This window comes from Serpens gallinarum, from assembly GCF_014836765.1.
Classification (GTDB): Bacteria; Pseudomonadota; Gammaproteobacteria; order Pseudomonadales; family Pseudomonadaceae; genus Serpens; species Serpens gallinarum.
Map to the genome: position 1 here is coordinate 1 of NZ_JACSQG010000017.1, position 19,609 is coordinate 19,609.

Genomic DNA, 19,609 nt, shown 5'->3' on the forward strand with positions numbered 1-19,609 from the left:
AACGAACTGTTCTACATGGACAAGACCATGATGGTTTTTGGCGACGCCAAGAAAGTCATTGAAGACATGGTCAAGGCCGTGGATTGACCTGTAACGAGGCGCCTTGTGCCCTACGGGCTCGTTTCGCCCACAAAGACGGCGCTATTGGAGTCAATCGAACCCAGCGCCGTTTTTTTTCGCACGTAAGCCAAGCAGGCCGTCAGGCTCATGCACTCGTATGGTGACAACGCCTTTCGCAGCGTCGCGCGCAACTACACAAGAATGACATGGCAGCCAACTGTCGCCATGATCGTTTCCTTGCGACGTATGCCTTGTGACACTCGACCATCACCAGGTCACGCCTGTCGCTGAAACTGCCGTCAGACCTCACCACATCCAGCTGACGGGCTGCGCCACTACCGTACCGAAAGTGTCTTCATGCGACGAAGTTATAGTGCGTTTACCCCTTTTGTTTACCCCTGGCCCACTGAAGATAAAAACAGCAGGCATAAAAAAACCAGCCACCGCTAAGTGACTGGTTTTTTGGAGTTTTTTGGTCGGGACGGAGTGATTCGAACACTCGACCCCTTGCACCCCATGCAAGTGCGCTACCAGGCTGCGCTACGCCCCGACATCACTTATCAGCCTCGCTGAAAGTGGTGCGAACTATACATTAAGCTTATGAATTGTGGAAGTTTTTTTTGAGATTCGTGTCAATTTCTCAAGACCTGCAGAACATCTTCCAGCTCTGAGACGGTCTGGCGGATCAGCTGCTTGTATTGAGTGGTGTCGTCTTTGGCTTCTTCGCCAGACAAACGCAAGCGGGCTCCACCGATGGTGAAGCCCTGCTCGTATAAAAGGGCGCGAATCTGGCGGATCATCAGCACATCCTGGCGCTGATAGTAGCGGCGGTTTCCCCGCCGCTTTACCGGATTGAGCTGAGGAAACTCTTGTTCCCAGTAACGCAGGACGTGGGGCTTGACGGCACAAAGTTCGCTGGCTTCACCGATGGTGAAATAGCGCTTGCCCGGAATTGGCGGCAATTCGTCGTTATGACTTGGTTCCAGCATAAGCTTCGACCCTAGCCTTGAGCTTCTGGCCCGGACGGAACGTGACGACACGACGTGCAGATATCGGAATCTCCTCGCCAGTCTTGGGATTCCGCCCCGGGCGCTGACGCTTGTCTCGCAGATCGAAATTGCCGAATCCGGACAATTTGACCTGTTCGTTCTGCTCCAGCGCCTGACGGATTTCCTCAAAGAACAGTTCGACCAGTTCCTTGGCTTCCCGCTTATTCAGGCCTAGCTCTTCGTAAAGACGTTCAGCCATTTCAGCTTTCGTCAGAGCCCCCATACGCTACTTCCTTAACGTGGCGTTAAACCTTGTTTCCAGGGAGGTGAGGATATTTTGCGTGGTAGTGTTCACCTCATCGTCAGTAAGAGTGCGCGATGGATGCTGCCAGGTCAAGCCGACCGCCAAGCTTTTGCTAAGCGGATCAATACCTTTGCCCTGATACACGTCAAACAACCGGAGGTCGGTGAGCCATTCACCTGCCTGCTCGCGCATGCACTCCAGCACCGACTCGGCTGTCACGTCGCGAGCAACCAGCAAGGCTAGATCGCGACGCACTTCCGGGAAGCGTGACAGCTCTGCGAATTTCGGCAGACGTCCTTCGGCAACCTCAGACATCAGCAGCTCGAACAGATAGACCGGCTGATCAATGCCCAGTTCGGCGCCCAGCTGAGGATGCAGCGCTCCCATGTAGCCAACCAGACGCCCGTCACGCTCGATACGCGCAGTCTGCCCCGGGTGCAGCGCTGCATGTTCGCCAGGCACGAAGCGGAACGCCTCCGCATCACCCGCCGCGCCCAGCAAGGCTTCCACATCCGCCTTGGCGTCATAGAAGTCGATAACTTCGCGACCATTGCTCCAGCCTTCCGGCAGTCGGCTACCGGTAGCGATACCGGCCAGCATGGCTTCCTGCTTGAGTTCGCCCAACTGTCCCACGAAACGCAGGCCGCTCTCGAACAGGCGCACACGGTCCTGCTGACGATTGAGGTTATGCAGGGTGGCCTTGACCAGGCCCGGCCACAACGAAGCGCGCATGGCTGCCATGTCAGCGGAAATCGGGTTGGCCAACTGCAAGGGGGTGACCCCCGGCGTGAACAGCTCAAACAGCTTGGGATCGATGAAGCTGTAGGTAATGGCTTCCTGATAACCGCGCGCGACCAGCAAGCGACGCAGCACGGGTAATTCTGAACGTGCTTCGCCCTTGGCTCGTGGCGCCAGGCGCGCTTGCGGGTAACGAACCGGCAACAGGTTGTAGCCGTACAGGCGGCCCAGCTCTTCGATCAGGTCCACTTCCAGACTGATATCGAAGCGATGACTGGGAACAGTCACTTGCCAGACACCGGCAGATTGCTCGCTGATGCCCAGCCCTAGGGCGGTCAGTAGACGTACAATGGTCTCGCCACCCAACTCCAAACCGAGCATTTGGGTGACGCGCTCGGCACGCAGGGTGATAGGCGCAATGTTCGGCAGATGGCTTTCACTCGCAGCCTCGATCACCGGACCGGCCTCACCGCCGACAATGTCCAGCAACAAGGCAGTGGCGCGCTCGATGGCCTGACGGGCCAGCAGAAAATCCACACCGCGCTCGAAGCGGTGCGATGCGTCCGTGTGCAAGCCGTAGGAGCGCGCCTTGCCGGCCAGGGCGATCGGATCGAAAAACGCAGCCTCAAGGAACAGGTCACGGGTGGTAGCGCTCACACCGCTGTGCTCGCCCCCCATCACACCAGCTATGGCCAGGGCGCGCTGATGGTCGGCAATTACCAGGGTATCCGCACGCAGGGTGACTTCCTGGCCATCCAGCAGGACGAGCTTCTCGCCCTCTTCCGCCATGCGCACACGGATGCCGCCGTTGATTTCCGCCAGGTCAAAGGCATGCATCGGCTGCCCTTGCTCGAGCATGACGTAGTTGGTCACGTCGACAGCGGCATCGATGCTGCGGATGTCGGAGCGACGCAGACGCTCCACCATCCACGGCGGAGTCGGCTTGCTCAGATCGACATTGCGAATCACCCGACCGACATAGCGAGCGCACGCCTGCGGCGCGAGCAGCTCCACGGAACGCACGTCATCGTGCACGGCGGCGATCGGCTCAATAACCACCGGATTGGTGACGCAGCCGTAGATGGCGCTGACTTCACGGGCCAAGCCTTGCAGGGACAAGCAGTCGCCACGGTTCGGCGTCAGGCCGATCTCGATGGAGGCATCATTGAGGTGCAGGTATTCGCGGATATCGCTGCCAACCGGCGCCTCGGCAGCCAGCTCAAGCAGACCGTTGTTATCGTCGCTGATGTTCAGCTCACTGGCCGAGCACAGCATGCCGAAGGACTCGACACCACGTAGCTTGGCTTTCTTGATCTTGAAATCTTCGCCCAGTACCGCGCCCACCATGGCAAAGGGGACCTTGATACCCGGACGCGCGTTTGGCGCGCCGCACACGACCTGGAAGGTTTCACTGCCGTTACTGACCTTGCACACGCGAAGCTTGTCGGCATCAGGGTGCTGCTCAGCGCTGAGGATCTCCCCCACCACCACGCCACTGAATTCGCCGGCAACTGGCGTCACGGCGTCAACTTCCAGGCCGACCATGGACAGCTTGGCAACCAGTTCTTCACGATCTACTGCCGGATTACTCCAGCTGCGCAACCATTGTTCGCTGAATTTCATGTTCTGTTCTCTCCTGTTCGATTCGGTAGCGATCTGTTGGCTTTAGCGAAACTGCTCTAAAAACCGCAGGTCGTTATCGAAGAACAGGCGCAAGTCGTTCACGCCATAACGCAGCATGGCTAGCCGCTCGACGCCCATGCCGAAGGCGAAGCCCTGGAATTCTTCCGGATCGATACCGGACATGCGCAACACATTCGGATGCACCATGCCGCAGCCCATGACTTCCAACCAGCCGGTCTGCTTGCACACACGGCAACCCTTGCCGCTGCACATCACGCACTGCATGTCGACTTCGGCGGAAGGCTCGGTGAAGGGGAAGAACGAGGGGCGGAAACGCACACCCAGCGGCTTCTCGAAGAACACCCGCAGGAATTCCTCGATGGTGCCCTTGAGATCGGCGAAGTTGATGTCCTGGTCAACCAGCAGGCCTTCGACCTGGTGGAACATCGGCGAGTGAGTGATATCCGAGTCGCAACGGTAAACGCGGCCCGGACAAACGATGCGAATGGGCGGACGCTGGTTTTCCATGGTGCGCACTTGTACCGGCGAGGTATGGGTACGCAGCAGCATGTTGGCGTTGAAATAGAAGGTGTCATGCATTGCCCGGGCCGGATGGTGGCCGGGAATGTTGAGCGCTTCGAAGTTGTGATAATCATCTTCGACTTCAGGGCCTTCAGCGACTTGGTAGCCGATGTGGGTGAAGAACTGCTCAATGCGCTCCATGGTCCGGGTAACCGGATGCAAGCCACCGGAAGCCTGGCCGCGGCCCGACAGGGTCACGTCAATGCGCTCGGCAGCGAGCTTGGCGCTCAGGGCTGCCTGCTCAAGCCCTGCCTTGTGGGCGTTCAAGGCATCTTGTACCTGCCCTTTGGCGGCATTTATTAGCGCGCCAGCCTTGGGGCGCTCTTCCGCGGACAGCTTGCCGAGCGTCTGCATCAGTAACGTCAGCTCACCCTTTTTGCCCAGGTACTGAACCCGGATCTGCTCCAGGGCATTGATGTCTGCACTGTGTTGGACGGCCTCAAGCGCTTGCGAGACCAGTGCATCCAGGTTTTCCATGTATAACCTCCAGAGGGTCTTGCAAAACCACTCTGAGCCTGCCGGCTGGCGGCCGTCATGGGTGTTTTTGCAAGAGCCCCTTTCCAATACGAAATAGGGGAAGAGCACAAGGCTCTTCCCCTATTGATGACGCTTCGCGCCGGACGAATCCGGACTTGTCGGGGAAATTAAGCCAGAGAGGCTTTAGCTTTCTCGACAATGGCGGCGAAGGCCGCTTTTTCGTTCACTGCCAGATCAGCCAGAACCTTACGGTCGATCTCGATGGACGCTTTCTTCAGGCCAGCGATCAAACGGCTGTAGGACAGACCGTTGATACGAGCACCAGCGTTGATACGGGCGATCCACAGAGCGCGGAACTGACGTTTCTTCTGACGGCGGTCACGGTAGGCGTACTGGCCAGCCTTGATTACCGCCTGCTTGGCAACGCGGAATACGCGCGAACGCGCACCGTAGTAGCCTTTGGCGAGTTTCAGAATCTTCTTGTGACGAGCACGAGCGATGACGCCACGCTTAACACGAGCCATGAGTAATTTCCTCTATTTCTTGACCGATTAACGAACGCGCAGCATGCGCTCTACCCGAGCCTTGTCAGACGGGTGCATCAGAGATGTACCACGCAGCTGACGCTTACGCTTGGTAGTCATTTTGGTCAGGATGTGGCTCTTGAAAGCGTGCTTGTGCTTGAAGCCATTAGCAGTCGGCTTGAAGCGCTTTTTGGCACCACTCTTGGTTTTCATTTTTGGCATGTTCGGATACTCCGCATTGGGTGATTACGCATAACCGCAAGGCCTGCCAGTGCCCTGGTGGTTACTTTTTCTTTTTGGGGGCGATGACCATGATCAGCTGGCGTCCTTCCATCTTCGGATGCTGTTCAACGGCGCCGTATTCCGCAAGGTCACTCTCAACCCGCTTCAACAGTTCCATGCCCAGCTCCTGGTGGGCCATCTCACGACCGCGGAATCGCAGGGATACCTTGGCCTTGTCCCCTTCACTTAGGAAACGTACCAGGTTGCGTAGTTTTACCTGGTAATCCCCATCTTCCGTCCCTGGACGAAACTTTACTTCTTTAACCTGAATCTGCTTCTGGTTTTTCTTCGCAGCAGCAACCTGCTTCTTCTTTTCGAAGATGTGCTTGCCGTAATCCATGATCCGGCAAACCGGCGGTGCTGCATCAGCGGAAATTTCCACCAGATCGAGCTTGGCTTCTTCAGCGATACGCAGCGCTTCATCAATCGAGACGATGCCAACCTGCTCGCCATCGGCACCAATCAAACGGACCTCACGAGCCGAGATATTCTCGTTGATCGGGGCCTTGGGTGCAGCTCGTTTATCCTGTCTCATATCACGCTTAATAGTAATTACTCCAATTCTTGGCGACCACGCCGGGAAACCGCCTGTGCAAGCAACTCGCTGAACTGATCGATGGGCATGGAGCCCAGATCAACGCCTTCACGGGTGCGCACAGCAACGGATCGTGTCTCAACTTCCCGATCTCCAATAACCAAGAGATAGGGTACCTTGAGCAAAGTATGCTCGCGGATTTTAAAGCCGATCTTCTCGTTTCTCAAGTCAGACTTGGCTCTGTAGCCGCTTTGATTGAGAGTTTTCTCAACTTCACGTGCAAAATCAGCCTGCTTGTCGGTGATATTCATGATCACCGCCTGGGTTGGCGCCAACCAGGCCGGGAATGCGCCTTCGTAGTGCTCGATCAGAATACCGATGAAGCGCTCGAAAGAACCCAGAATGGCTCGGTGCAGCATGACCGGATGCTGACGATCATTGTTTTCGCTGACATACTCGGCACCAAGGCGGACCGGCAGGTTGAAATCCAGCTGCAAGGTACCGCACTGCCAGACGCGACCCAGGCAGTCCTTGAGCGAAAACTCGATCTTCGGACCGTAGAAAGCACCCTCGCCCGGCTGCAAATCGTAAGGCAGCCCAGCGGTATCCAGCGCAGCGGCCAGCGCAGCCTCGGCACGATCCCACAACTCATCGGAACCCACACGCTTTTCCGGACGCGTGGAAAGCTTCAACTGGATATCAGTGAAACCGAAGTCGGAATACACCGCCTGGGTCAGGCGAATGAAATCAGCCGACTCAGACTGCATCTGCTCTTCGGTACAGAAGATGTGCGCATCATCCTGAGTAAAGCCGCGCACGCGCATAATGCCGTGCAGCGCACCGGAAGGCTCGTTACGGTGGCAGGCGCCAAATTCGGCCAGACGCAAAGGCAACTCGCGGTAACTTTTCAGGCCTTGGTTATACACCTGCACATGGCAGGGGCAGTTCATCGGCTTGATCGCGTAATCGCGGCTTTCCGACTCGGTGGTGAACATGTTTTCCGCATAGTTGGCCCAATGCCCGGATTTCTCCCAGAGCACGCGATCCACAACCTGCGGGGTTTTGATTTCCAGGTAGCCGTTTTCGCGCTGCACCTTGCGCATGTACTGCTCCAACACCTGGTATAACGTCCAGCCATTGGGATGCCAGAACACCATGCCCGGCGCCTCTTCCTGGGTATGGAACAGGTCCATTCGCTTGCCGAGTTTGCGGTGATCGCGTTTTTCAGCTTCTTCGATACGCTGAATGTAGGCCGCCAACTGCTTCTTATCTGCCCAGGCAGTGCCATAGATGCGCTGCAACTGCTCGTTTTTCGAGTCGCCGCGCCAGTAGGCGCCGGAAATACGGGTCAGTTTGAAGGCTTTGAGAAAGCGCGTATTCGGCACGTGCGGACCACGGCACATGTCGACGTATTCTTCGTGATAGTACAAGCCCATGGCTTGCTCTTCTGGCATGTCGTCGATCAGGCGCAGCTTGTAGTCTTCGCCACGCGCCTTGAAAACTTCGATGACCTCGGCGCGCGGCGTCATTTTCTTGATGACGTCGTAATCGCGGGCGATCAGCTCCGCCATGCGCGCTTCGATGGCCACCAAGTCTTCTGGCGTGAAAGGACGATCGATAGCGATATCGTAATAAAAGCCTTCCTCGATCACCGGCCCGATTACCATCTTGGCGCTCGGGAACAGCTGCTTGACAGCATGCCCGACCAAGTGAGCACAGGAATGGCGGATGATCTCCTGCCCTTCCTCATCCTTCGGCGTAATGATTTGCAACGCAGCGTCGGCTTCGATCAAGTCGCACGCATCGACCAGGCGACCGTCGACCCTGCCAGCCACAGTGGCCTTGGCCAGACCAGCACCAATGGATTGCGCCACCTCGGCAACCGAGACCGCATGATCGAACGAACGCTGACTACCGTCGGGAAGAGTAATGATGGGCATGGCGCCTCCTCTCCTAGTGGTGACCCCTACCAAAGGCCACGTGGGTTGGGATGAGCCAGTAAAGCGATTCGCCGGGGAAACCTGCCGCACTCTGGCAGAGACCAAAAGGCCGACACGGACGAACCGGAGCACTGGAAATCAAGATGCGGGATACTTTCAGAACGTCGCCGCCATGACAAGCGACCCATAAAAAAAGGGTCGCTTTCGCGACCCTTTCTTCGAATTTGGTAGGCACAATTGGACTCGAACCAACGACCCCCACCATGTCAAGGTGGTGCTCTAACCAACTGAGCTATGTGCCTTCCGATGGGTGCGCATTCTACCTGCAGCTCAATGGGTGTCAACACATTTTTCGCTAACTGGCTGAAAAAGTGGATCTTTTATCGTCACGAGGGTTTTTTCCCAGCTATCGACTACTAGCCGGACATAGGGGACTTGGGTAGGATCGAACAATCGTCAAATATTTCAAACACGGACCTTAAAATGACGAACACAGCTTATCCGGACTCCTATTACGCCGCATCCGCCAACCGCACGCCGTTGCGCCCAGTGCTGGAGGGTGAAGCCGAAACCGATGTCTGTGTAGTTGGTGCCGGCTATACCGGACTCTCCACTGCGCTTTTTTTGCTGGAGCACGGTTTTAAGGTCACCGTTCTGGAAGCCGTTAAGGTGGGCTTTGGCGCCTCAGGGCGTAATGGCGGGCAGATCGTCAACAGTTACAGCCGCGACATCGATGCCGTAGAAAACAGTGTGTCGATCGAAAAAGCCAAGCTGATCGGCGAGATGGCGTTTGAGGGCGGCCGCATCATTCGTGATCGCGTGGCGCGTTACGGTATTCAGTGCGACCTGAAGGATGGCGGTGTATTTGCCGCATTTACCCCTAAGCAGATGAACCATTTGCAGGCACAGCAGCGACTCTGGGAGCGCTACGGCTACGAGCACCTGGAACTGCTCGATGGCGATGCCATTCGCCACGTGGTCGCCTGCGACAACTATATAGGTGGAATGCTCGACAAACAGGGCGGTCATATTCATCCGCTCAACCTGGCGCTAGGCGAAGCCGAGGCGATCGAGTCTCTGGGCGGCGTCATTTATGAGCACAGCCCAGCCACGCGTATTGAGCGCGGCGCCAATCCCATCGTGCATACGCCGCAAGGCCGGGTAAAGGCCAAATTCCTGGTCGTGGCCGGCAATGCCTACCTGGGCAACCTGCTGCCAGAGCTGGCCGCCAAATCCATGCCCTGTGGCACCCAGGTGATCACCACCGAACCCCTGTCCGAAGAAATGGCCCGTAATCTGCTCCCCCAGGATTACTGTGTCGAAGACTGCAATTACCTGCTCGACTATTACCGGCTCTCTGCCGACAAACGCCTGATCTATGGCGGTGGCGTGGTTTATGGCGCGCGTGATCCAGCGAACATCGAAGCGATCATCCGGCCGAAAATGCTCAAGACGTTCCCGCAGCTCAAAGACGTGAAAATCGAATATGCCTGGACCGGCAATTTCTTGCTGACCCTCTCACGCTTGCCGCAAGTCGGTCGCCTGGGGGAAAACATTTACTACTCACAAGGGTGCAGCGGGCACGGTGTCACATACACCCATGTCGCCGGCAAGGTGCTGGCCGAGGCTCTGCGCGGCCAAGCCGAGCGCTTTGATGCATTCGCCAGCCTGCCCCATTACCCCTTTCCCGGCGGCCAAGCTCTCAGCGTACCGTTCAGTGCTCTGGGTGCCTGGTATTACAGTTTGCGAGATCGCTTGGGAATTTGACGGTCTGTAATCGGCGCCTCGCAGGCACCGATGATTAACTACGGACACTTCGGCAAGGCTGCACAAAGCTTACTATCAGGCTCACCCTGCAGTGGCGCAGCAAATCGAGCATCCTTTGGCGCCAACTGGCTCGCACACCTGCGCGCCTGCATGGCTGCCTGCATGCAACCACGCTCCGCCAGCACTTCGGACAGATTGAACCAGCCGGGTGCAAACGCCGGCTGCACTTCAATACCGCGCAACAGCGCTTGCTCGGCCGCTTGACGATCACCCTGGGCATAAGCCTCATTTCCCAGCGCGAACCAGGGCAGGGCCTCTTCCGGCCAGGTCTGGGTTGCCGTGCGGTAGGCGTGACGCGCAGCGTCTTTTTGGCCGGTTTCTTCAAGATCACTGGCAGCCTGCAACCAGGGCAGCACCTGCGCGGTGGCCGGCACTCGCTCTGGAGGAACGATGACCACCGCCCAGCGCCCTGCTCGGTGCCAGGTACGCATGAACGATACGAAAGAAGTGTGTAATTGCCGCGTAGTACCCGAGCGCAACACCAACCTCTGCTGCTCACGGTCAAAGCCGACAATCACCGCAAAATGCCATTGTGGCCAGCGCTCAAATGCCAGGTTTTGCATGACAAGGACAGGATTGCCGGCCGCGACTTCTTCCAGCACAGCTTCCAAGCTGGGCTCAAGGGGATAGACCAGCTGCCCCTGAGCACGCGCAGCCGCAATCAGCTCTACCTGAAGGCTGCCCTGGCGGACGGGCAGAAACACTTGATCCTTGAGCTCTTCCGGCGTTATCGAAACGCCCCGCTGCACCAGCACGGTCGCCAGGGCAGCCGGGCCACATTGGTAGTCATCCTGGGAATAGAACGGCACATCTTCCAGCTCGACCCGCACCGGCAAGTGCGAAGCCTCCGGCCCCAGCACGGGAGACCTCGCACAGGCGCCCAGCAGGCACATCAGCAATAACGGTACAAAAAAGCTTTTAATCAACGAACACACCGAATAAAGCTGAATATGTCGGTGGCGCAAAGCATGTCGGTGATGATGAAAATCACCAGAAACAGCACGATGATGCCCACCACGCTACCACCGGCAGGCGCCTGATCCAGTTGCTGATTGAATTGCGCCAACTCGGCGGCCGTCAGGCTGTTGATACGCTGTTCCACTTGAGACGGCTCAACGCCCAAGGCCACCAACTTTTCTTTGACCCCCTGATCCTCGAGCATGCCGAGCAGTTGCTGGCGATCCACCTGTTGCTGCTGAGCCGCAACCACTTCAGCCGTGCCGAGCATCGCTGCGTGGGCAAGCGGTACCTGCGCGAGCAGCAGAAAATGAGACATCGCCAGTATGGCTGCCAGCCGACGCATAAAGGGACGAGTGAGCATTGGTGTTCTCCTTGGATGAAGGCCAGCTGGCCACGCCTGGATAGACCACCCGCATAGCAGCAAGGTTCTAGACGAACGCGTGTCTCTGTAACATCCGTGAAACAGGTCTCGCTCAACGCACCCGCTGCATTTCCACCGACAACCAGTCTGCTACTTTACTGGCCAATTGATCGCCCGCCAGACCAAACGCATCGACGACGGCTCGCACCTTCTCCGTACGCGCCCGCTCTATCACCTCAAAACCCCGACTGGCCAGAATTTTCCCGTCACCCTGCAACAGGCTTACCTGCAAGCGAATCCGCACGACCGCTCGCTCATCGCGATACTCGCTCTGGAAAGCGCGCAACTCGCCCGCCAACACCAGATCAACTGACGCTTGGGTATCATCGCTGACCACTGCCGCGAGCAGGTCACGATGACGCAGCACCTCGAGCAGTCGATCACGCAATAGCACCGGGGCGCGATCACTCCAGCGAACCCCTTTGTACACACTGACACGGTGGGCTTCCGGGACAACCACGATGTGCGAACTGTCGAGCAGCGGCGAAGCCACGGGTTTGTTGACCCGCAAGGTTTTATTTAAGCGGTGGCCGGCCTTGTTCGATTGCAGCTCTTGAGCAGGCAGGTTGTAGACATCGAGCTCCGCAGCCTTGGGCAATACCGAGCAGCCGCTCAGCCCCATCAGGACCAGCAGCACAGGCGTCCAAAGAAGCCTCATGGCTGGAATTCCTTGATAGCGTCGCGATTGAATAAATAGCCGGCCGGATTTTCTTCAAGTTGGCGGGTAAACGCTCGCAGCGAGCCCATGGCCTCGCGTAAATCATCGAGCGTGGGTCCCAGCTCCGCCACACCGCGAAGCCCTGCATCCATGGACTCGCGATTATCCGCAAGCAGGCTTTCGATCTGCTGGCTGCTGCGCGCCAGTGCTGCCATGGCCTGCGAGGCATGTGTCAATGTGGTGCGCCCTTGAGAGTCGATCAATTCGTTAGCGTTTTGCAGCAGGCTGGTGGACGCTTGCAGCGTTGCATTCAACTGCTCCAGCGTTTGCCCCAAAACTTCGCGCTGCCCCGCGACACTGCCTGTGGTTTGCTCGATATGCGCCAAGGTCTGAGCAATGCGATCAATGTTCGCTTCGGAAAACATCCGGTTAGCCTGATCGAGCAGCCGGGTAATGTTGGTCATCAAGTCTTCTCCGCCTTCCATGAGCTTGGAAATGGGTGAAGGGTCGGCCACGATCACGGCGAGGTCATCAGCATTGGTTTGCAAAGGAAGGCTTTGCGGAGAGCCGCCGTGCAATTGAATAATCGCGGTGCCCGTGATCCCGGTAATCGCCAGGCGCGCTCGGGTGTCCTCCTTGATGGGCGCCGTCGAGGCGACCCGTATGCGCGCCCGCACTTTGCGCGGGTCTAGCGGATCAAGCCATAACGCCATGACATCGCCGATACGAATCCCGCTGTATTCCACCGCACTTCCCTTGGAAAGACCGGTCACCGCCTCCTGAAAGACCACTTCGTATTCGTTATAGGCCTCATCGGTACTGGTCTTGCCCAGCCAGAGAGCGAACAACAGCCCTACCGCGACGACCAGCACGGTGAACAGACCGATCAGAACATGATGGGCTCGGGTTTCCATTCAGCGACTCCCTTGCGCACGTGTAGTGGCCTGCGCGGCGGCGCGCCCGCGCGGTCCGTGAAAATACTCTGCGACCCAGGCATCGTCAGTTGCGGTCACGACCTCTAGCCGATCGGCTACCAAGACCTTTTTATGCGCCAGCACAGCGACCCGATCGCAAAGGCTATACAGCGTGTCCAGGTCATGGGTCACCAGGAAGACGCTCAACCCCAGTGCATCGCGCAACGTCCCAATCAATTGGTCGAAGGCGGCTGCGCCAATCGGATCGAGCCCGGCGGTGGGCTCATCGAGAAACAGGATTTCCGGATCCAGCGCCAAAGCGCGCGCCAGCGCCGCCCGCTTGACCATGCCACCCGACAGCTCGGCTGGATATTTGTCCCCGGCCCCTTGTGGCAATCCTGCCAAGGCCAATTTGACTCGGGACAGACGTTCGGCCGCCGGGCGCTTCAGCTTGGCGTGCTCAATCAATGGCAATGCAATGTTTTCGCATACCGTCAGCGATGAAAACAATGCACCACGCTGGTAAAGCACGCCCATGCGGCGCTCAAGCCGGGAACGCTCCCGCCCGGACAGCTCACTCAAGGACTGGCCGAAGACCCGAATGCTGCCGGCATTGGCCCGCCGCAACCCAACAATAGTGCGCAGCAATACCGATTTCCCGGTCCCTGAGCCGCCCACCACACCGAGCACCTCGCCGCGATACATGTCCAGGTTCAAATCGTCATGTACCACTTGGGCTGCGAAACGGTTCACCAGATTGCGCACTTCGATGATGACGTCCTCGCTCACCAGCCCATCTCCATCAGAAACAGCGCAGCCAGCGCATCCAGCAGAATCACGATGAAAATCGATTGCACTACACTTGAAGTGGTGTGTTCGCCCACCGATTGGGCGCTGCCGGCCACCCGAAACCCCTCCAGGCAACCAATGATCGCAATCAAAAAAGCGAACAGCGGCGCCTTCCCCATGCCGACCAGAAAGTGCCGCACCTCGATGGTGTCTTGCAAAATGGTCAGGTAAAGGCTGAGGGGAATATCCAATGACACCGCACACACCACCGCACCACCCAGCATGCCACTGAGCATGGCGATCAGGGTCAGCATCGGCAGGGCGATCAGTAAGGCAAATACCCTGGGCAACACCAGAAGCTCCACCGGACTCAGGCCCAGCGTACGAATTGCGTCAATCTCCTCGTTGGCTTTCATCGATCCGATCTGCGCGGTAAAGGCGCTGGCCGTACGACCAGCCATAAGAATTGCCGTGAGCAGCACACCGAATTCGCGCAGAAAGGAGAACGCCACCAGATTCACGGTATAAACACTGGCGCCGAAGTCGGCCAAAATGGTGGCTCCCAGAAAAGCCACCACAGCGCCAACCATGAAGGTCAACAGCGCCACGATAGGCACCGCATCCAGCCCTGTCTGCTCAATATGCGCGACCAGCGCGGTGAGTCGCCAACGACGCGGACGCACAAGTACCGACATCATCGAGGCCAGCACCAACCCGATGAAACCCAACAAGCCGATACTTTGCCGCCAGAGGCGCACCATGCTTGCGCCTATCTGCTCGAACAGCTCGATAACGGTTGACCGCTGCGGTGGCGTGACTGACTGAGGAGCCACACTCAGGGCAGAAGCCATGGTCTGCAGCAATGCCCGACGTTCATCTGACAAATCCGGTGCGCTACGCGAAAGTTCAAGCAGACGCTCGCTGCCCAATAAATCCACCAGCAAAGCCACGCCTGCGGTATCCAGCTTGCCCATTTCAGCCAGCTCAACCGTTACCCGCGGCATCAATCGCTGTCGCCATGCCGATACTTCGGCAGTCAACTGTTCATAAGACGCAAGCGTCCAATCCCCGCCGAGTTGCAGCGTGTCAGTCGCGTGCTCTGCGAAACGGATATGCGAGGTTTTCGTCATGCGCTCAAGCTTAGCAATACACTGTCGAACCGTTGTGAAGCGTCCCAGGTATAGCCTGGAGCTATCACGCAGCGCCGGTCTTCATGCTCTTGATACAGATCAACGAGCCCACCCAAGGCTGGACCTAGACTGAGGAAACTTTTGTAAGGAACTGGAACGTCCCATGCTCGACGCCATCCGCTGGGATACTGCCCTCATTCGCCGCTACGAGCAGGCAAGCCCAGGTTACAACACCTACCCGGACGAAGAGCAATTCAGCCCGAATGTGGGCTCATTTGAGGTGCTGCACGCGTTGCGTGACAGTCACAGGTCCGGACGTCCCTTATCGCTGTATCTGCATCTGCCGTTCTGCGCCAACCTTTGCTACTACTGCACCTCAAACAAGGTGATCACCAAAGATCGTGGCCGAGCGCGTTTCTACCTGGAGCTCCTGGAGAAAGAAATCGCCATGGTGGCGCGCCACGTTGGGCACCAACAGCGCGTCGAGCAACTGCATTTCGGCGGCGGCACACCCACCTTCCTCAGTCATGATGAGCTCCGCCGGTTGATGGCCTGCCTGCGCACCCATTTCAACCTGCTCGAGGATAACCACGGCGACTACGGTATCGAAGTGGATCCCCGCGAAGCCGATTGGCAAACCATGGGACTCTTGCGTGAGTTGGGTTTCAACCGGGTGAGCTTAAGTGTTCAGGCGCTGGATCCTGAAGTGCAGTTGGCAATTAACCGCCTGCAGAGCCTGGAGCAGACCCGAACCATCATCGAAGCCGCGAGGACCCTGCAATACCGTTCAATCAACGTTGATCTGCTATACGGCCTTCCGAAACAGACGCCTCAGCGCTTCGCACATACCGTCGAAGCCATGATTGAGTTACAACCTGATCGGTTGACTCTTTCCCACCATGAACACTGTCCCGATCGGTACAGTGCCCACCGTCGAATCAATCCCGCCGAGTTGCCGGGCCCCGAACTCAAGCTGGAAATGCTGCAAGGTAGCGTCGAACAGTTGACCGCTGCAGGTTATCGCTTCATTGGCATGAATCACTTCGTCCTGCCTGACGATGAACTCGCCATGATCCAGGAAGACGGCAACTTGCAGTACAACCTGCTGGGGTATGTCGGCCAAAACCATTGCGATCTGATCGGCCTCGGTGTGTCGGCCATCAGCCGTATTGGCAACCTCTACAGCCAAAATCACAGCGATCTCACCAGCTATCAGCAAAGTCTGGATTACGAGCAGCTGCCCGTCTGGCGCGGCTTGAAAGACACCCCTGATGACCAGCTGCGCCGCGCCGTGATTCAAAGCCTGATATGTCGATTCGACCTGGACATCGTTGCTCTCGAGAGAAACTACGGGATCAATTTCCAGATTTATTTTGCAGATATCTATGCAGCACTACTGCATATGGCCAAAGACGGCCTGCTTAAGCTGAATGCCCAGCGCCTGGAAATCCTGCCCGAGGGACGCTTGCTGGCCCAGTCCATTTGCCAGCTCTTTGATCGTTATAGCCCCCTGTGCAAAACAACAATTGATGCGCCGGGCGCTCTAATAACATGAGATGTGACTATTGGCCGCAGTGAGGGTCCTCACCACCAGAGCGCGCGAAAACCCGGCATTAAACCCATGTCCTATACTCCAGGGCGATTTTTGCCAGCTAGTCTGCGACATTCACCTGAGTTAACCTTACACGTGTTGTGGTATTCACTCAGGAAGAGCCATGTCCGACCCTATGAAAGCCCGCGCTCCACGCCAGGCCCATTGCAAAGATTGCAGTTTGGCGGTTTTGTGCCTGCCATTGTCTCTGGGCATGGAAGATTTGGACGCCCTGGACGAAATCGTCAAGCGCGGCCGGCCGCTGAAAAAAGGCGAGTTCCTGTTTCGTCAGGGAGATGCCTTCAACGCCGTCTATGCCGTGCGCTCGGGTAGCCTGAAAACCTTCAGCGTTACTGACCTGGGTGAAGAGCAAATCACAGGCTTCCACCTCCCCAGCGAGCTGGTCGGTTTATCCGGCATGGATACCGAGTTGCATCCGGTGTCGGCTCAGGCGCTGGAAACCACATCGGTATGCGAAATTCCATTCGAGCGCTTGGATGAGCTGTCCGCACATCTGCCGCAATTGCGCCGCCAATTGATGCGTCTGATGAGTCGTGAAATTCGCGACGATCAGCAAATGATGCTGTTGTTGTCCAAAAAAAGCGCCGATGAGCGCATTGCCACTTTTTTGGTCAACCTCTCTGCCCGTTTCCGCGCCCGAGGCTTTTCTGCCAATCAATTCCGTCTGGCCATGTCACGCAACGAAATCGGCAACCATCTGGGCCTGGCTGTAGAGACCGTCTCCCGAGTATTCACCCGCTTTCAGTCCAGCGGGCTGCTACAGGCCGAGGGTAAGGAAGTGATTCTGCTTAACCCTATCGAGCTATGCGCCATGGCAGGCGGCAGCCTAGACAACTGATCTTGTATCTCGCCCGCAGGCATGGACAAACTGTTGATGGACTCGGGCGCGAACACGAATAGCCAGCTGCTGGCGACGCCTACCGACTGCAACGATATAATCCAGACGTTTAGTACCCTGTCGCAGAGTATCCCGATGATTTTCGATGAATTCACCATCAAGTCCCTGATCCGCCCGGTCGCGGATTTTCCCAAACCTGGCGTGGTGTTTCGCGATATCACTCCGCTTTTCCAGTCACCACGTGCCCTGCGCATGATGATCGACAGCTTTATCCAGCGTTATGTGGAATCAGACTTCACGCACATCGGCGCGCTCGACGCGCGCGGTTTTCTCCTCGGCCCGATCCTGGCCTACGAGCTGAATAAGCCCCTGATCCTGTTCCGCAAGAAAGGCAAGCTGCCCTCCGACCTACTCGAAGAAACCTATCAGACCGAATATGGCGATGCCGTCATTGAAGTCCAGGCAGATAGCCTGTGCGAAGGCGACTCGATCTTGCTGGTGGATGACCTGATCGCCACCGGTGGGACCCTGCTGGCCGCAGTCAATCTGGTCAAGCGTATGGGCGCCAGCGTCTACGAAACCGCTGCCATCGTTGACCTGCCGGAACTGGGCGGCTCCCATCGACTGCAGGACATCGGTATTCCAACGTTCACGCTTACCGCTTTTTCCCTCGACGATCGCTAACTCCCCTTCCGATGCCGACGCTCTGTCGGCATCGACGGTCCCGCCCCACCTAAAGTTGGCGGCAACTCCTCGCTGCTCGTTCCAATAATGACCCTACCAGGTAGCGCATTCGCCCCTGATGTCAAATCGAACTCAGGTCCCTTCAGGGACATAGCAGCAAGAGGATCTCGTCATGAGCACCCAACCCGCTCTGCGCGCCCATTTTCCCGTTCGCCGGATGGATTTCATCTTTACCCAGACACCCAAATACTGGTGGAGCGGCGACCCGTTCATGAGCCACTTCATGAACAACCTGTCTTCGCTTTTTCCATACGGTGAAAAGTTCTTTGTCGACAGCGTGCGCGCGGCGCGTGATCAAGTAAAAGACCCGCAGCTGCAAAAAGATATCAGCGCATTTATTGGCCAGGAAGCCATGCACTCCAAGGAGCATGCCACCTATAACGATTATGCCGCCGAGCATGGCATCGACCTGGAGCGCCTCGAATTGCGCATCAAGGTACTGATGGAGTGGGTAACTCGTTTCTCGACCCTGAAAATGCGTGTTGCCGTCACCTGCGCGCTGGAGCACTTTACAGCCACCATGGCCGAGCAATTGCTGCGCCGAGAAGATATCAACCTGCAAATGAGCGACCCACGCATGTACCGACTCTGGATGTGGCACGCCATTGAGGAAAACGAGCACAAGGCGGTGGCCTACGATGTCTACCAGGCCATTGGCGGTGGTTACTTCCAGCGCACATCGATCATGATCCTCACCACGTTGTTGTTTCTGGGTGTGATCGGCTGGTTCCAACTGCATTTGTTACGCAAGGATGGTCAACTGTTCAATGGGAAAGCCTGGAAATACGGACTGAAAACCTTGTTCGGCCCGCGTAACGGCTATATCACCGGGCTCATCAAGCCTTATCTGAGCTACTACCGTCCCGGTTTCCATCCCAACGACCACGACACCCGCGCTCTGGAGAAACGCTGGAAGGATGCCTTGGCCTTCGAAGGCTGATCATCAGGCGTTGCCCAGGCCCTTTAGCACAGTGGCCCCTACAAATAGCATCAAGATCAATTCCTGCGCTTCGGCGCGAATGGCCAAACACTTTTCCGGCTGCTCCAGGTAATCCTGGGCCAGCTGGAAAAGTTGCCGGGTAATCATCGAAGATACCCGCAAGACCGTCTCGACATCCAGATCCTTAAGCAAGCCGAACTCCATGATGTCCTCGGCCATATCCCTCGCAAAATCATCCATCACCTCTCGCAAGGCCGCTCGCAGTACGGGTGACGCACCGTATAGCTCGCGCATGCCCACAATGAAGCCATCTGGGTTTTTCTCGACGAAATCGAAGAACAGCCGCACGGTTACTTCGCAGACGTGCGTGCCTCGTCGTACATCGATTCCGGGCAACTGCGGCGCGTCCGCAACCTCCTCCATCGGCCGCTGCGCGGCCTCACGCCGCAGCTCACGCAAGGGTTGGCGCAACTGGCCTGCAATCTGCGCAATGATGGCCAGACCGAGCTCATCGACGCTCTGGAAATGCCGGTAGAAGGTGTTGGGGTTCAAACCCGCCTCCCTGGCCAACTCGCGCAAGCCGAGACTGCTCAGGCTGTGGGTTCTCGCCATCAGCCGCAGTGCGGCGTCCAATAACAGCCGTTTCCCCTGAGCCACTGGATTGCTCAACAATGTCATTCCGTGTTCCTTGTCGCGTTCGGTTACTCAACGGAGGTTAGGGT

The 19,609-nt window shown here is 57.3% G+C and carries 21 protein-coding genes and 2 tRNA genes; 6 read left to right on the forward strand and 17 right to left on the reverse strand.

Going from position 1 to position 19,609, the window contains the following annotated elements; translation table 11 throughout:
- Positions 1–87: hypothetical protein (locus H9642_RS17940; RefSeq protein ID WP_251835812.1), on the forward strand; the 87-nt coding region annotated here is incomplete at its 5' end.
- 446 nt (positions 88–533) lie between these two features.
- On the opposite strand, the gene H9642_RS17945 is transcribed toward H9642_RS17940, so the two are convergent.
- The 10 genes from H9642_RS17945 to H9642_RS17990 all read right to left on the reverse strand — a co-directional run bounded on the left by H9642_RS17945 (position 534) and on the right by H9642_RS17990 (position 8,356).
- Positions 534–610 (reverse strand) — tRNA-Pro (locus tag H9642_RS17945).
- A gap of 82 nt (positions 611–692) precedes the next feature.
- On the reverse strand, positions 693–1,049 hold the full coding sequence (locus tag H9642_RS17950) for a MerR family transcriptional regulator (RefSeq protein ID WP_251837831.1): 357 nt from the start codon (positions 1,047–1,049) through the stop codon (positions 693–695).
- Positions 1,030–1,332 carry an integration host factor subunit alpha gene (gene ihfA / locus H9642_RS17955; protein WP_251837832.1) on the reverse strand — a complete coding sequence of 101 codons (303 nt, stop codon included), beginning with the start codon at positions 1,330–1,332 and terminating at the stop codon, positions 1,030–1,032. The genes H9642_RS17950 and ihfA overlap by 20 nt, the downstream gene beginning before the upstream one ends.
- A gap of 3 nt (positions 1,333–1,335) precedes the next feature.
- Positions 1,336–3,714 carry a phenylalanine--tRNA ligase subunit beta gene (gene pheT / locus H9642_RS17960; RefSeq protein ID WP_251837833.1) on the reverse strand — a complete coding sequence of 793 codons (2,379 nt, stop codon included), beginning with the start codon at positions 3,712–3,714 and terminating at the stop codon, positions 1,336–1,338.
- A 42-nt stretch (positions 3,715–3,756) separates the two neighbouring features.
- Complete coding sequence (gene pheS, locus H9642_RS17965) at positions 3,757–4,773, reverse strand: phenylalanine--tRNA ligase subunit alpha (protein WP_251837834.1); 1,017 nt, start codon at positions 4,771–4,773, stop codon at positions 3,757–3,759.
- Positions 4,774–4,940: 167 nt separating this feature from the next.
- Entirely contained in the window at positions 4,941–5,297 is a 357-nt protein-coding gene (gene rplT, locus H9642_RS17970; RefSeq protein ID WP_251837835.1) for a 50S ribosomal protein L20, read from the reverse strand.
- Between the two features lie 27 nt (positions 5,298–5,324).
- Complete coding sequence (gene rpmI, locus H9642_RS17975; protein ID WP_251837836.1) at positions 5,325–5,519, reverse strand: 50S ribosomal protein L35; 195 nt, start codon at positions 5,517–5,519, stop codon at positions 5,325–5,327.
- 61 nt (positions 5,520–5,580) lie between these two features.
- Entirely contained in the window at positions 5,581–6,132 is a 552-nt protein-coding gene (gene infC / locus H9642_RS17980) for a translation initiation factor IF-3 (protein WP_251837856.1), read from the reverse strand.
- Complete coding sequence (gene thrS, locus H9642_RS17985; RefSeq protein WP_251837837.1) at positions 6,132–8,054, reverse strand: threonine--tRNA ligase; 1,923 nt, start codon at positions 8,052–8,054, stop codon at positions 6,132–6,134. The genes infC and thrS overlap by 1 nt, the downstream gene beginning before the upstream one ends.
- Positions 8,055–8,279: 225 nt before the next feature.
- A tRNA-Val gene (locus tag H9642_RS17990) sits at positions 8,280–8,356 on the reverse strand.
- Positions 8,357–8,537: 181 nt separating this feature from the next.
- Between H9642_RS17990 and H9642_RS17995 the strand changes: the two genes are divergently transcribed.
- The gene (locus H9642_RS17995; protein ID WP_251837838.1) at positions 8,538–9,821 is read left to right on the forward strand and encodes an NAD(P)/FAD-dependent oxidoreductase; all 1,284 of its coding nucleotides are present in this window, start codon (positions 8,538–8,540) and stop codon (positions 9,819–9,821) included.
- A 38-nt stretch (positions 9,822–9,859) separates the two neighbouring features.
- Here H9642_RS17995 and H9642_RS18000 read toward each other — a convergent pair whose 3' ends face one another.
- From H9642_RS18000 to H9642_RS18025, 6 genes are all read right to left on the reverse strand, one after another.
- On the reverse strand, positions 9,860–10,774 hold the full coding sequence (locus tag H9642_RS18000; protein WP_251837857.1) for a PA2778 family cysteine peptidase: 915 nt from the start codon (positions 10,772–10,774) through the stop codon (positions 9,860–9,862).
- Between the two features lie 29 nt (positions 10,775–10,803).
- On the reverse strand, positions 10,804–11,202 hold the full coding sequence (locus H9642_RS18005; protein WP_251837839.1) for a PA2779 family protein: 399 nt from the start codon (positions 11,200–11,202) through the stop codon (positions 10,804–10,806).
- 112 nt (positions 11,203–11,314) lie between these two features.
- Positions 11,315–11,920, reverse strand: coding sequence for an ABC-type transport auxiliary lipoprotein family protein (locus H9642_RS18010; protein ID WP_251837840.1), 606 nt, complete (start codon positions 11,918–11,920; stop codon positions 11,315–11,317).
- Positions 11,917–12,834, reverse strand: coding sequence for an MlaD family protein (locus tag H9642_RS18015; protein WP_251837841.1), 918 nt, complete (start codon positions 12,832–12,834; stop codon positions 11,917–11,919). The genes H9642_RS18010 and H9642_RS18015 overlap by 4 nt, the downstream gene beginning before the upstream one ends.
- Positions 12,835–13,623 (reverse strand): ABC transporter ATP-binding protein, encoded by a 789-nt coding sequence (locus tag H9642_RS18020; protein WP_251837842.1) that lies wholly within the window; start codon positions 13,621–13,623, stop codon positions 12,835–12,837. It lies immediately after the preceding gene.
- Positions 13,620–14,753, reverse strand: coding sequence for an MlaE family ABC transporter permease (locus tag H9642_RS18025; RefSeq protein WP_251837843.1), 1,134 nt, complete (start codon positions 14,751–14,753; stop codon positions 13,620–13,622). The genes H9642_RS18020 and H9642_RS18025 overlap by 4 nt, the downstream gene beginning before the upstream one ends.
- A 163-nt stretch (positions 14,754–14,916) precedes the next feature.
- Between H9642_RS18025 and hemN the strand changes: the two genes are divergently transcribed.
- From hemN to H9642_RS18045, 4 genes are all read left to right on the forward strand, one after another.
- Positions 14,917–16,308 carry an oxygen-independent coproporphyrinogen III oxidase gene (hemN, locus tag H9642_RS18030; protein WP_251837844.1) on the forward strand — a complete coding sequence of 464 codons (1,392 nt, stop codon included), beginning with the start codon at positions 14,917–14,919 and terminating at the stop codon, positions 16,306–16,308.
- A gap of 160 nt (positions 16,309–16,468) precedes the next feature.
- Positions 16,469–17,203: a fumarate/nitrate reduction transcriptional regulator Fnr gene (fnr, locus tag H9642_RS18035; protein ID WP_251837845.1), complete on the forward strand. Its 735-nt coding sequence runs from the start codon at positions 16,469–16,471 to the stop codon at positions 17,201–17,203.
- A gap of 135 nt (positions 17,204–17,338) precedes the next feature.
- The gene (locus tag H9642_RS18040) at positions 17,339–17,887 is read left to right on the forward strand and encodes an adenine phosphoribosyltransferase (RefSeq protein ID WP_251837858.1); all 549 of its coding nucleotides are present in this window, start codon (positions 17,339–17,341) and stop codon (positions 17,885–17,887) included.
- A gap of 172 nt (positions 17,888–18,059) precedes the next feature.
- Positions 18,060–18,887 (forward strand): metal-dependent hydrolase, encoded by an 828-nt coding sequence (locus tag H9642_RS18045; RefSeq protein ID WP_251837846.1) that lies wholly within the window; start codon positions 18,060–18,062, stop codon positions 18,885–18,887.
- Between the two features lie 3 nt (positions 18,888–18,890).
- On the opposite strand, the gene H9642_RS18050 is transcribed toward H9642_RS18045, so the two are convergent.
- The gene (locus H9642_RS18050) at positions 18,891–19,565 is read right to left on the reverse strand and encodes a TetR family transcriptional regulator (RefSeq protein WP_251837847.1); all 675 of its coding nucleotides are present in this window, start codon (positions 19,563–19,565) and stop codon (positions 18,891–18,893) included.
- Between the last annotated feature and the right edge of the window lie 44 nt (positions 19,566–19,609).